At 68.1% G+C, this 12594-nt stretch carries 14 protein-coding genes; 11 read left to right on the forward strand and 3 right to left on the reverse strand.

Going from position 1 to position 12594, the window contains the following annotated elements:
- The first annotated feature begins 45 nt into the window (after nucleotides 1-45).
- From LAJ19_RS11345 to purF, 7 genes are all read left to right on the forward strand, one after another.
- Complete coding sequence (locus LAJ19_RS11345) at nucleotides 46-1458, forward strand: CbiX/SirB N-terminal domain-containing protein (protein WP_225475856.1); 1413 nt, start codon at nucleotides 46-48, stop codon at nucleotides 1456-1458.
- A 350-nt stretch (nucleotides 1459-1808) separates the two neighbouring features.
- Entirely contained in the window at nucleotides 1809-2540 is a 732-nt protein-coding gene (gene purC / locus LAJ19_RS11350) for a phosphoribosylaminoimidazolesuccinocarboxamide synthase (protein ID WP_285892298.1), read from the forward strand.
- Between the two features lie 84 nt (nucleotides 2541-2624).
- Nucleotides 2625-2876, forward strand: a complete 252-nt coding sequence (purS, locus tag LAJ19_RS11355; RefSeq protein ID WP_225475857.1) for a phosphoribosylformylglycinamidine synthase subunit PurS — start codon at nucleotides 2625-2627, stop codon at nucleotides 2874-2876.
- Nucleotides 2873-3544: a phosphoribosylformylglycinamidine synthase subunit PurQ gene (gene purQ / locus LAJ19_RS11360; protein WP_225475858.1), complete on the forward strand. Its 672-nt coding sequence runs from the start codon at nucleotides 2873-2875 to the stop codon at nucleotides 3542-3544. The genes purS and purQ overlap by 4 nt, the downstream gene beginning before the upstream one ends.
- Complete coding sequence (locus LAJ19_RS11365) at nucleotides 3541-4017, forward strand: DinB family protein (protein WP_225475859.1); 477 nt, start codon at nucleotides 3541-3543, stop codon at nucleotides 4015-4017. The genes purQ and LAJ19_RS11365 overlap by 4 nt, the downstream gene beginning before the upstream one ends.
- Before the next feature lie 109 nt (nucleotides 4018-4126).
- Complete coding sequence (gene purL, locus LAJ19_RS11370; protein WP_225475860.1) at nucleotides 4127-6355, forward strand: phosphoribosylformylglycinamidine synthase subunit PurL; 2229 nt, start codon at nucleotides 4127-4129, stop codon at nucleotides 6353-6355.
- Entirely contained in the window at nucleotides 6352-7770 is a 1419-nt protein-coding gene (purF, locus tag LAJ19_RS11375; RefSeq protein ID WP_225475861.1) for an amidophosphoribosyltransferase, read from the forward strand. Before purL ends, purF begins: the two co-directional genes overlap by 4 nt.
- Before the next feature lie 156 nt (nucleotides 7771-7926).
- On the opposite strand, the gene LAJ19_RS21680 is transcribed toward purF, so the two are convergent.
- Nucleotides 7927-8052, reverse strand: a complete 126-nt coding sequence (locus tag LAJ19_RS21680; RefSeq protein ID WP_255639831.1) for a hypothetical protein — start codon at nucleotides 8050-8052, stop codon at nucleotides 7927-7929.
- 656 nt (nucleotides 8053-8708) lie between these two features.
- Nucleotides 8709-9491 carry an SDR family oxidoreductase gene (locus LAJ19_RS11380; protein ID WP_225475862.1) on the reverse strand — a complete coding sequence of 261 codons (783 nt, stop codon included), beginning with the start codon at nucleotides 9489-9491 and terminating at the stop codon, nucleotides 8709-8711.
- Between the two features lie 255 nt (nucleotides 9492-9746).
- On the opposite strand from LAJ19_RS11380, the gene LAJ19_RS11385 reads away from it, so the two are divergent.
- The 4 genes from LAJ19_RS11385 (at nucleotide 9747) to LAJ19_RS11400 (ending at nucleotide 12274) form a co-directional block, all read left to right on the forward strand.
- A complete protein-coding gene (locus tag LAJ19_RS11385) occupies nucleotides 9747-10523 on the forward strand; it encodes a hypothetical protein (protein WP_225475863.1) in 777 nt (258 codons plus the stop codon).
- A gap of 123 nt (nucleotides 10524-10646) precedes the next feature.
- Nucleotides 10647-10859, forward strand: a complete 213-nt coding sequence (locus LAJ19_RS11390) for a YwbE family protein (protein WP_225475864.1) — start codon at nucleotides 10647-10649, stop codon at nucleotides 10857-10859.
- 772 nt (nucleotides 10860-11631) lie between these two features.
- Complete coding sequence (locus LAJ19_RS11395) at nucleotides 11632-11823, forward strand: hypothetical protein (protein WP_225475865.1); 192 nt, start codon at nucleotides 11632-11634, stop codon at nucleotides 11821-11823.
- A 145-nt stretch (nucleotides 11824-11968) separates the two neighbouring features.
- Nucleotides 11969-12274: an addiction module toxin RelE gene (locus tag LAJ19_RS11400; RefSeq protein WP_225475866.1), complete on the forward strand. Its 306-nt coding sequence runs from the start codon at nucleotides 11969-11971 to the stop codon at nucleotides 12272-12274.
- A gap of 64 nt (nucleotides 12275-12338) precedes the next feature.
- On the opposite strand, the gene LAJ19_RS11405 is transcribed toward LAJ19_RS11400, so the two are convergent.
- On the reverse strand, nucleotides 12339-12584 hold the full coding sequence (locus LAJ19_RS11405; RefSeq protein WP_225475867.1) for a hypothetical protein: 246 nt from the start codon (nucleotides 12582-12584) through the stop codon (nucleotides 12339-12341).
- Nucleotides 12585-12594: the final 10 nt, after the last annotated feature.

Below are 12594 nucleotides of genomic sequence, written 5' to 3' on the forward strand. Positions count from 1 at the left end.
CCTGGGACAATTCCGGCCCGGCAGGAACGCTACAGTCCAGAGCGTATGCGTTCACTGGTGCTGATAGGTCACGGCTCTCACCTGAATGGGGATTCGGCCGTCGCGGTGTACCGCTACGCGGAACTGATCCGCGAACGCGGCCTGTTCGACGAGGTGATCGAGGGGTACTGGAAGGAGGAGCCGTCGCTGCGGCAGGTGCTTAAAACCACCGCCAGCACCGACGTGACCGTCATTCCGATGTTCATCAGCGAGGGGTACTTCACCGAAACCGTGATTCCACGCGAGATGGGCCTGGGCCACCAGGGCCCCGTGCCGCCCGAAGGAATCGCCCGCGTGATCGGGGGGCGCACCGTACGCTACACCCTGCCGTACGGCGTGCACCCCAGCATGGGGGACGTGATCCTGGCCCGCGCCCGCGAGGCCCTGCCGGATTTCAACGCGCAGGACACCGCGCTGATCGTGCTGGGTCACGGCACCACCCGCAACGAGAACAGCAACCGCGTGATCTACCAGAACGCCGACCGGCTGCGTGAGAGCGGCCTGTTCGCGGAGGTGCACGCCCTGTTTCTCGATGAGGAGCCCAAAGTGGGCACCTGGCCGGACGTGGTGCGCGCGCCGCGCGTGGTGGTCGTGCCGTTCTTCGCCTCGGAAGGGTGGCACACGCTGGAGACCATCCCGGAAGACATGGGCCTGACCGGCACCGTGACCACCTTCGCCGAGAATCCCCACGGCGCTCAGCAGGTGCATTACGCCCGCCCTGTGGGGACGCACGCCGCGGTGGCGGACGTGATCCTGCACCTGGCGGAGGAGGCGCGCGGCGCCGGCGGCCCGGGCGGGGACGCGGAACGCGGGCATGAGGCCGCGTGGCAGGCGTTCCTGGAGCGCGCCCGCCGGGGCCTGCGCGTGGGCGAGATGATGATCATGCCGGAACGCGGCGTGTTCGAACTGCGGCACATGCTGGACGAGGGCGTGCCCGGCGGGGAACTGGCAACGCTGGTCACGCCCGAGGGCCTGCGTGACCGGGTGCGCTTCACGGACGGCGGCGAGCACCGCCCGGTGCACACCCTGCGCAACCTGCCGCGCGGCTGGCGCGCCGTGCTCAGCGAGGCCGACCTGCGCCGCGCCGTGCACTACACGTACCCGGCCGTGGTGGAGGAAACGTACGCGCACGCCTGCCACGCCCTGCGCCCCACGCCGTGGGCGACCACCGCCCGGCGGCAGACCGGCATCTACGCGAAGGTGCAGAAGGCCACGCCGGATCAGGTGGAGCACGTGGCCCGCGACGTGTGCAGCGCCTGCCTGCGCACCCGCCTGTGGGCGGGGCACAAACTCACGCACTCGTTCCTCGACGGCGTCCCCGGCGGGCTGCCGTGCGCGGAGGCCTGCACGTTCGTGGTGGCCGAGGTGCGGGAGGAAGTCAGCGGAAAACGCGGCGCGGGCGGCGGCCACAGCCACTAGGCGGCCGGTGCCCGGCCCGCTGATCCTGCACCTGCACGCACTTTCACCCGCATAAAGCCCCCTGCGTTCGTCCAAGTCCTCTGAACACCTCCGCGTTGTCCCGGCGCGGGGGTGTTACGCTTGGAGGTGGTGACCGCCCGCAGGGGCGGGCATACATCTTTTCTTCCACCCGCATCCCGTGAGATGCCCCGCGCCCGTGCGCGGTAAGCCCGTCCGAGAGACGGCGATGGAGGCCCACGCATGTTCAGCACCGCGACATTCCAGCGTCGCCCCGCACCAGTCCGGGGGACGCTTTTCCTACATTCCGGGGCCACGCCCGTTCAGGCCGCCCCCACCCGAACGGAGGGCGTATGAGCACGAACATCAGCAGGGGCGAACTGAAGTACGAAGGCAAAGCCAAACGCGTGTACGCGACCTCCACCCCCACCGAGTACATCGTGGAATACAAGGATGACGCCACGGCGTTCAACGGCGTCAAGAAAGCCCAGATTGGCGGGAAGGGTGCCATCAACAACGCCATCACCGCCCACCTGTTCCCGCAGCTGGAGCAGGCCGGGGTGCCCACGCATTTCATCGAGCGGCTCAGTGACACCGAGCAGCGCGTGCGGGCCGTGACGATCATTCCCGTGGAGGTCATCGTGCGCAACGTGGCCGCCGGCAGTTTCAGCAAACGCCTGGGCATCGAGGAGGGCACGCCGCTGTCCCGGCCGGTTGTGGAGTACTGCTACAAGAGTGACGCGCTGGGCGACCCGCTCATCAACACCGACACCGCCGTCGCGCTGGGCTGGGCCACGCCGGAACAGCTCTCCCGCATCCGGGAACTGGCGCTGAACGTGCAGGCGTTCCTGGTGCCGTACTTCCTGGAGCGCGGCGTGCGCCTGATCGACTTCAAGCTGGAGTTCGGCACACTTCAGGACGGCACGGTCGTGCTGGCCGACGAGATCAGCCCCGACACCTGCCGCTTCTGGGACGCCGAAACGAACGAGAAAATGGACAAGGACCGCTTCCGCCGCGATCTGGGCGGCGTGGAGGACGCCTACGCCGAGATGCTGCGCCGCGTGACTGCGCCCGCCCAGGGCTGAGTTCACCCTCAGCGGACCCGCCCGAGGCCGGGCCCGCTGGTCTGCGCCCCCTTCCCGACCCCACCCCCGCAAGGAGCCCCGCCCATGTCCACCTTTAAAGCCAAAGTGTTCGTGACCCTGAAACCCAGCATCCTCGACCCGCAGGGCCGCACCGTCGAGCGCGCCCTGTCGCACCTTGATCACGGGAACGTGGGCGGCGTGCGCGTCGGCAAGTACATTGAACTGACGCTGTCCGGCACGCGCGAGGCTGTAGAAACGCAGCTCAGGGACATCACGGAGAACGTCCTCTCGAATCCCGTGATGGAGGACGCCCGCTGGGAGCTGAGCGAGGCATGAACACGGCCGTCATCCAGTTTCCCGGCAGCAACTGCGACACGGACGCCCTGCACGCCGCGCGCCTGCTGCTCGACGAGCGCGCGCAGTTCGTGTGGCACACCGAGGCGGGCCTGCCAGAAGGGACGGACCTGGTGTTCCTGCCGGGCGGCTTCAGCTACGGCGACCACCTGCGCAGCGGCGCGATCGCGGCGCGCAGCCCGATCATGCAGGCCGTCAAGGCGCACGCCGACCGGGGTGGGTTCGTGCTGGGCGTGTGCAACGGCTTTCAGGTGCTGACCGAGTCGGGCCTGCTGCCCGGCGCACTGTCGCGCAACCGCGAACTGCACTTCATGTGCCGGCCCGTGCACCTGCGCGTGGAGAACGCCGCGACGGCCTTCACCGGCGCGTACCAGGCGGGACAGGTGATTGAGGTGCCCATCGCGCACGGCGAGGGGAACTACTACGCGGACGCCGGAACCATCGCCCGCCTTGAAGGCAACGGGCAGGTCGTGTTCCGGTACGTGGACAACCCCAACGGCTCTCTGAACGACATTGCCGGCATCGTGAACGAGCGCGGAAACGTGCTGGGCATGATGCCGCACCCCGAGCGGGCCGTGGAGGCCCTGCTGGGCAGCGAGGACGGCGCCGGCCTCTTTCACAGCCTGAAGGCCGCGCTGGTGAACGGGTGACGGGACCGGGCGTCCAGACGTTCCTGGCGCGCAGCTTTGAGACGGAACTCGGGCTGTTCCGCGCGGTTCTGGACGGGGTGCCAGACGAGACGTTCGGTGTGCCGCGCCTGGGGCACAGCCCCGCGTGGCACGCGCTGCACATTGCCGAGTGGCTGCGTTTCTTCGTGTTCCAGGACTTCAGCGCCACCTACGCGCACCTGGGCTGGGAAGACGACGACCGCATGGCCGCCACGCGCGGCACGCCCCCCGTGAACGAACACGCCGGAAAAACGGCCGTGCTGGCAGAACTCGACCGGATGGGCACCCTGCTCGACGCGCACCTGCGGGCCCTGCGGGATGATCAGCTGAGTGACCTGCTGCGCTCCCCGCCCGCCCCGGGCGGGCAACGCGAACGCCTGGACGGCCTGAGTCTGCACCTGCGGCACGTGGCGTACCACCGCGGCCAGCTGAAACTGGCCCTGAAACCAGCCTGAGGCTGCCCGGCGCCCGGCGCGGAACTGTTCCGTCCGGGCAGCGCGCCCTTTCCCCTTCACCCCACTGCACACCCCGGCGGCCCACCGCCCCGGGTTTCAAGGAGCTTCAATGACGCAAGCCGCTTCCCTGCGCGACCGCGCCGGCACGTTTGGCCTTTCGACCGAAGAATTCGACCTGCTCGTGGAACGCATTGGTCGCGAGCCGAACGCGCTGGAGGCCGCCATCGTGGGCGCCATGTGGAGCGAGCACTGCGGGTACAAGAACTCCCGTCCGCTGTTCCGGCACTTTCCCACCACCGGCCCGCAGGTGTTGCAGGGCCCCGGCGAGAACGCCGGCGTGGTGGACATCGGGGACGGGTGGGGCGTGGCGTTCAAGATGGAAAGCCACAACCACCCCAGCGCCGTCGAGCCGGTGCAGGGCGCGGCGACCGGCGTGGGCGGCATCCTGCGTGACATCTTCGCGATGGGCGCCCGGCCGTTCGCCGTGCTGGATTCCCTGCGTTTCGGGAATCCCGACAGCCCCCGCACCCGTTTCCTGCTGAACGGCGTGGTGGAGGGCATCGCGCACTACGGCAACGCGATTGGCGTGCCCACCGTGGGCGGCGAGGTGACGTTCCACCCCAGTTACCAGGAGAACCCGCTGGTGAACGTGATGGCGCTGGGCCTGCTGCGCCACGAGGACCTCGCCAAAGGCACGATGGGTGAGGTCGGGAACACCATCGTGTACGTCGGGTCCAAGACCGGCCGTGACGGGCTGGGCGGCGCAGTGTTTGCCTCCGCGGACCTCAGCAACGCCTCGCAGGCGGACCGGCCGGCCGTGCAGGTGGGCGACCCGTTCATGGAGAAGCTGCTGCTGGAAGCGACCCTGGAAGCCATTCAGGCGGGCGTCGTGGCGGGCGTGCAGGACATGGGCGCCGCCGGGCTGGTGAGCAGCACCTGCGAGATGGCGTACCGCGCGAACCTGGGCATCACCATGGACCTGGACCTGGTGCCCACCCGCGAGGACGGCATGGTGCCCATGGAGCTGTGCCTGAGTGAGTCGCAGGAACGCATGATCCTCGTGCCTGTGCCCGGCCGGGAGCAGGAGCTGCTGGACCTGCTCGCCAAGTGGGAACTGGACGTCGTGACCATCGGGCAGGTTGAAGCCCACCACAATTACCGCCTCACGTGGCGCGGCGAGGTGGTGTGTGACCTCCCGGTGGACCTGCTCAACGAGGCGCCCAAGTACACCCGTGAGGGCGTCGAGTCCGACGAGATCCGGGCCAAACGCGAACGGGACCTGAGTGATGTGCCCGTTCCCGGCGACCTGGGCGCCGTCCTGAGCGAGCTGCTGGCCCACCCGACGATTGCCAGCAAGCGGCCCATCTACCAGCGTTTCGATCATCAGGTCATGACGAACACCGTCGTGGTGCCCGGCGCCGCCGACGCCGCCGTGATGCGCGTGAAGGGCAGCGCCATGGGCGTGGCCGCCACCAGCGACTGCAACCCCCGCTTCGTGTACCTCGACCCGTACACCGGCGCGGCCGCCGCCGTGGCCGAAGCCGCCCGGAACCTCGCGTGCGTGGGCGCCACGCCGCTGGCCATCACGGACAACCTGAACTTCGGCAACCCCCACCGCCCCGAGGTGTACTACCAGCTGGAACGCGCCGTGCACGGCATCGCCGACGCCTGCCGCGCCCTGAACACCCCCGTGACCGGCGGAAACGTCAGCCTGTACAACCAGTACGTGGAGGGCGGCGAGCGCGTCGCCATTCACCCCACGCCCACCATCGGCATGGTCGGCGTGCTGCCCGACGTCACCAGGCGCGCCACCCTGAACCTCAAGGGCGACGGGCAGACCCTGTACCTCATCGGTGAGCATGCCGGCACCATCGGCGCGAGCCAGTACCTGGAAACCGTGCACGGCCTTGAAGCCGGGCAGGTGCCCCCGCTGGACCTGGCCCGCGAGCAGGCTGTGATCGACGCGGCCCTGCACCTCATTCGCGCCGGCCTGACAGACACCGCGCACGACTGCGCCGAAGGGGGCCTGGCCGTCACGCTGGCCGAAATGGCGATCGCCGGGCAGGTCGGTCTGAACGTCACCCTCGACGCGCCCGACGGCGCCCGTCCGGACGCCGTGCTGTACGGCGAAGCCCACGCCCGCATCGTGATCGCCACGGCCGACCCGCAGGACACCGAGGCGGCCCTCACCGGGCGCGGCGTGCCCTTCAGCCGCCTGGGTGTCAGCGGTGGCGATAGCGTTACGATTGCCCTGCCCACCCAGCACGTACACTTGAGCGTGAACCTCCAGACCCTCACCCACGCCCACACCACCCCCCTTGCGGAGATCCTGGGATGATCTTCGACCCCGCCACTGACAAACCCCAGGACGAATGTGGGGTGTTCGGCATGTACTCCCCGCAGGCCGAGGACCTGGCGTGGTTCACGTACCTGGGGCTGTTCGCCCTGCAGCACCGCGGGCAGGAAGCTGCCGGCATGTGCGTCAGTGACGGCGACAAGTTCCACGTGGAAAAAGACCTGGGTCTGGTCACGCAGGTGTTCGACGAGCGCCGCCTCGACAGTGTCCGCCTGGCCAACGCCCGCGTCAGCATCGGCCACGTGCGCTACAGCACCACCGGCAGCAATCTGCGCTTCAACGCCCAGCCGCTCACCACCCGCACCAACAAGGGCATTCTGGGCCTGGCGCACAACGGCAACTTCGTGAACGCCCGCGAGGTCCGCACCGACATGCTCATGCAGGGCGCCCTGTTCCAGACCACCAACGACAGCGAGGTCATGCTGAACCTCATCGCGCGCGAAGCGGATCTGGATCTCATTGAGGCGACGGCCGCCGCCATGAAGCAGCTCAAGGGCGGTTTCGCGTGCGTGCTGATGAGCCGCACCCAGCTGCTCGGTTTCCGCGACCCGAACGGCGTGCGGCCCCTCGTGATCGGACAGCGCGACGACGGCGCGCACGTCATCGCCTCCGAACCCTGCGCGCTGTACGCCGTCGGCGCCCGCCTGCTGCGCGACGTGCAGCCCGGCGAACTCGTATGGGTCGACCGCAGCGGCCTGCACTCCCTGATGGTCGCTCCCCGGCAGCCCACCCCCTGCGCGTTCGAGTGGATCTACTTCGCCCGCAGCGACAGCCAGCTTGACGGCGCCGACGCCCACGAAAGCCGCATCCGCATGGGCCACCAGCTGGCCCGTGAACACCCCGTCGACGCGGATATCGTCGTGCCCGTCCCTGACAGCGGCATCGGCGCCGCCATCGGGTACGCCCGCGAAAGCGGCATTCCCTTCGACTACGGCCTGTACAAGAACCCCTACGCAGGCCGAACCTTCATCGCCCCCACCCAGGAGGCGCGGGAACTGAAGGTCAAGATGAAGCTCTCCCCCACCAGCGCCGTGCGCGGCAAACGCGTCGTGCTGGTTGACGACAGCATCGTGCGCGGCACCACCAGCCGCCAGATTGTGAACCTGCTGCGCGAGGCGGGCGCGCTCGAAGTCCACTTCCGGGTCAGCAGCCCGCCCATCAAGCACCCCTGCTTCTATGGCATCGACACGGCCGCCCGCAAGGAACTCGTGGCGAGTACGCATAGCATCGAGGAGATCCGCGACCTGATCGGCGCGGACACCCTGACGTTCATCAGCGAACAGGGCATCCGCGAGGCAGTGGACAGCCCCGGCCTGTGCCTCGCGTGCTTCAACGGCGAGTACCCGGCCGGCACGCCCCTCCTGAACGACGTGGATAAACACGCTCTGGAAGTCTGACCCCCAGACAGGACACCACACCGTGCGAGACCTCCGCCGTTTGGCGGAGGTTTTCTTGGGCGGCCCGCCTGACAGGGTGGCCGGTGGCCCACTGAGAGGAAGAGGGAGCGGGCGCGTCACGCTCTGCCCGGCGCACACGACGAGCCGGCTGCCGCCTCACGGGTCACCCTGGGTGCGCGGGCCGGCGAACAGCCGACCGGAGAACGTGCCCTGAGCCTCGGTGAGGGTGGTCGCCCCGGTGGACAGCACGCTGCTGAGCGCACGCCCGGTGACGTTCACCATGGCCTTGTCCGGCCGCCGGGCGCACGAGGGGCGGCGCCGTGAGACCTGGAGCGGTCTGGGACGAGGCGGAAGCGAGCGGCGCCGGTCACACAAATGCTTCGGGCACAGGTGGAGCCTCCTGTGCTGATTGCCGGGCCACCAGCCGCAGGCTGCTCAGCGGCGGCTGGGGTGACCGTCAAGAGGGCTGAACTGCACTTCGCAGAGGAAGCCCGTTTCTTTGACCTGGGTACGCGGTGCACGCTTGAAGCAAGCGGCCCCGACCGGCCTGTAGCCCGGCCGGGACCCGGTGCTCAGCGGCGGCGCTGCTGGCACCACCCCAGGCGCGCAGCAACGCGACCACATCTGCCGGGCCGGCCACACGGTACCTCGCGGCAGTGTCTCCTTCTCCCACCTTGACGCTCACGCTCCCCTGGGCGCGCAGCGTCACGGGCGCCTCCTCATCCGTCACGTCATCGCCCAGGAACACGGGATGAGGCGCGGGAAACCAGGCGGCGAGCCGCGCCGCCGCGCGGCCCTTGCCGTGCCCGACCGGTTGGAAGCCGCGCCCCCTCTTGCCCGCCATGACCTCCCACCCTGGCGGCAGAGCCAGCCGGGACAGCGCCGCCTCCACCCCGGGTTGCTGGAGTTCAGGCACCCCCTTCATCCTCCGGGTTCCGCTAGCGCAGCAGTGACGCCCCGCCGTCCACGTACAGCTCAATGCCCGACACGTGCTGGCCGAGGTCCGACGCGAGAAACAGGCAGGCGTCCGCCACGTCCACCGGTTCGCCCTCCCCGCCGTGCAGCGCGGGGCTCCCTTCGGGCAGTTCCACCTCAATGCCGATCCTGTCGGTGTGGCGCTGGTCGGTGCGGGCCTGGATGTTCGTGTGAATCAGGCCGGGGCACACGGCGTTACAGCGGATGTTGTGCCGCCCGAGCTCCAGCGCGATCATCTTCGCGAACGCCACCTGCCCCGCCTTGGAGGAACTGTACGCACTGGCGCCCGGGCTGGAGAAGGTGCGGTTGCCGTTGACGCTGCTGGTAATCAGGATGCTGCCGCCCCCGGCGCGTTTCAGGTGCGGCACGGCGTAATGAACCGTGAGGTACGTGCCGCGCAGGTTGATGTTCAGCGTCCTGTCCCACTCGTCGGGCTGCAGTTCCTCGATGGGCGCCCACACGCCGTTGATTCCGGCATTCGCGAACACGATGTCCAGCCGCCCAAAGGCCGCGACGGTCGCCTCGATGGCCTCGCGGACGGACCCGGCGTCGCTCACGTCGCACTGCACGTACAGGGCCTCCCCGCCGCCCTGCGTGATCTCGTTGAGGACCTTTTCGCCTTCCTCGGGTTGCACGTCTGCCAGAGCGACCCGCGCGCCTTCCTTCGCGAAGCGCCGCGCGGTGCCCGCCCCGATGCCGCTGGCTGCGCCGGTAATAAATGCCACTTTGCCTTCCAGCATGCCCATGTGTTGCTCCTCCCTTGACGGTGTGCCCGGCCCGGCGGCCGGCAGCTGCGTGCACAGTAGGACGTGCGCCGCGCGCAAGGTGATGACGCCCTTGACCTTCCGGTAACGTGCGCCGCGCAGCTAGTGGGCTGTCAGGAAGGGTCTGTCAAATGATGAGCAGTGGCATGCGCATCGCTCCTTCCCTGGCAGTCCTGCGAGGATGGTTCTATGAGCAGCCCCACAGGAACCCCACCTGCCCCGGCTCGAATCTGGGTTTTGATGGCCAGCACCGCCAGTACAGCTGTTATCTTTCGCCGCGGCCCAAGCCGCTGGACACGGCTCTACCTCTGGAACACTCGAACAGACGCGATTACCCCTGGGTCCTGGTTTGCGGGTCGGTTATATGAGTGGACCAGCGATCTTTCGCCTGACGGCCGTCACCTGGTGTATCTCGCCCGCAATGAATCCAAGCGTCGTCTTGACGCCGCCGCTGAAGCCTTTGGTGATCAAACGATGTGGTCTTGGACTGCTCTGTGCAAACCTCCCTGGGTCAAGGCCCTGGCCCTGTGGTCCGCTGGTCCAGATGGCGGAGGCATTTTTACGGACAATCACACCCTCGTGCTCAATCATCCGGCAAGTCTTCTGGCGCAACAGACACGTATCAAGCCGGCTGGCTTCACCGTCCGAGGGCTGGAGGGAACCGAGCAGATCCATGTGCTCTGCACCTCACTCGAACGCACCGGCTGGCAGATCATCCAGCGGCCTGAGCGGTGGTACGGAAGTGGTGAAGTGGGAGCGCTCATCCTACGAAAAAAGAAGTTAGAACTGCGGTTCACCAGGTCTCCCGAATACCGGTGGGAGGCGACGTACATCTGGCTCGGTACCGATGCTCGCCCCAGGGTGGAGCAGGCGTCGTGGGCCGACTTCGATCAGCACGGCCGCCTCTTGATCGCACGACAAGGCCGCCTGTTTGTCGTCCAAGGTGCAGACCTTCAGGAACTGATCGATCTCAATCAGGATCAACCCAGGCACCACGTGACAGACCAAAGTTGACGGTCCAATAGTCCGCTGTCCAGTGCTTTCTGTCGGATGGGCCACCACGTTATGCACATGCTGCTGAGCCGGATGATTCGTCAGAGTGAGCTGGACAGGGGACTATTGGCGTACCGTGAGGGCATGAGCGCAGACGGACGACTCCGGGCAGGCATCCGCCCCGGCCTGACGGTGGACATCGTGCAGAAGCAGGATCAGGCCAGCGGCCAACTCACGCGGGGGGTGGTGGCCGCGCTTCTCACCCGCTCGCCGTCCCATCCGCACGGCATCAAGGTGCGCCTCACGTCCGGGCAGGTCGGGCGGGTCAAGGCCGTGCTCTCCCCCACCGGGGAGTAGGACCAGGACGTCTGCCTGCACGGCCACGCGCCGTCGCGTCTGCCTGTGGGGTGACGAACCCACGCGGAGCGCCGGGGCCTCTGCAGTGCACATAGCAGCGCGTGGCTGGCCGTGAGGCGGCCTGAAGTCACGATCTGCCTGGACTCCACTAGGAGTCCAGGCAGGCCCGGTGCTCCTGCGTGTCCGCCCGGGGTGGAGGCCGCCCGGAGTGCGGCTCCCGGGGAAGGCGACCCGCCCAGGAGTGAACGCAACCCCAGCCGGGGTCATGCACAGACCCTGATAGGCCTCCCCCCAACGTCACCTTGTGCTGCCCAGGTCACGCTGGCGTCGGTGAGGGCTTGCGCCCGGCGTTCTGCACGAGGCGCAGGTGAGCAGGGGGCGGTGGGCGCTGGCTGCACAGAGCGTGGAGGCGTGCTGCTCAGCGTTCCGGACCTGTTGGCCGGGCATCTGCCGTTGCGCCGCTCCTGGGGAGACCGTGAACCCGGACGGAAGCCGGGGCCTCGGTTCCCTGAGGACGCACTGTGTGGCCCCCACGGCTCTGGTCCGCGCCGCTTTACCGGCCTTTTTCAGCGGGGTCTGCTCCTGTGGCTGCGGTCCGGCCCGGCTTCAGCTGGACTTAAGGGTCAGCTCAGAGGGTCCGAACGCGTACGTTCTGGCGGGCTGAGGTGCAGTGAAGTGGAGAGGTCCGTGACCGGGGCAGTGCGCCCTGGCGTGTGCTCTGCGCGCCTGCTGAGGCAGCGGGGTCGTTTCCCAGACAGCAGGAGAGGTGCCTATGAAACTGCATAACGTTCTGTACCTGATGGGCTTCGTTTCGATCCTGGCCAGCGCTTCGCAGTACTTTCAGAGTGAGAACTCCGACAAGGAGCGGGACGGTCTGTTCGTCGGGCACTGGGCGCCGACGTTCTTCATCCTGGGCAAGATCATGGAGGACAAAGCCCGGCTGCAGCGTGGACTGACCGAATAAGGCGGTCCTCGATGGGGTGGCCTCCTGTCCTGGGGGCTGCCCCTTTGCTGTGGTGAAGAACCCTCTGGTGTCTGGAGGGCACTGAAGGTACCCATCACTTGTGTTCATGGGGCGGGGGCTACGGTGCGGGCACAGGAGGTGCGTGATGCCCAGAGCGTGGAACAGCAGGGACGAGCGGCAGTATGAGCATGTCAGGGAAAGTGAGCTGGCGCGCGGTGAGTCAGCGGAGCGTGCGGAGGAAATCGCGGCGCGAACGGTGAACAGGCACCGCCGTGAGGAGGGGCGCACGCCGAACCGGCGGACGCAGGGCACGGGGAACCCGAATGCGGCGCTGGCGGACCTGACGCGGGACGAACTGTACAACCGCGCGCGGGAGGCGGGCCTGAAAGGCCGCAGCAGCATGAGCAAAGCCGAGCTGGTCTCGGCGCTGGGTAACCCGGCGCGCGCCTGAGCAGCCTGAAGCCACGAACGCCACCCCGGGGGCCAGCTCCCGGGGTGGCGTTCGTGAGTTCAGGTCAGTGGGGGGTGCGGGGGAGGCGTTTGGGCATGCTGAGACCCAGGCCGGTGAGGAAGCCGCCCACAGCGGTGAGCCCGGTGGTGAGCAGCACGTTGTTCAGGGGGCTGGGAAAGTTGGTGCTGCGGTTGGCGTTGGCCACGGCGTGTAGCTGGTTGATGTCAATGACGTCCTTGCCGAGCAGGATGGCGGCGGCAATCAGGACGATCACCCCAAAGGTGACGAGCACGCGCGACAGGATCCTCATGCGTTCAGTG

The organism is Deinococcus taeanensis, from assembly GCF_020229735.1.
In the GTDB taxonomy this organism is placed as follows: domain Bacteria; phylum Deinococcota; class Deinococci; order Deinococcales; family Deinococcaceae; genus Deinococcus; species Deinococcus taeanensis.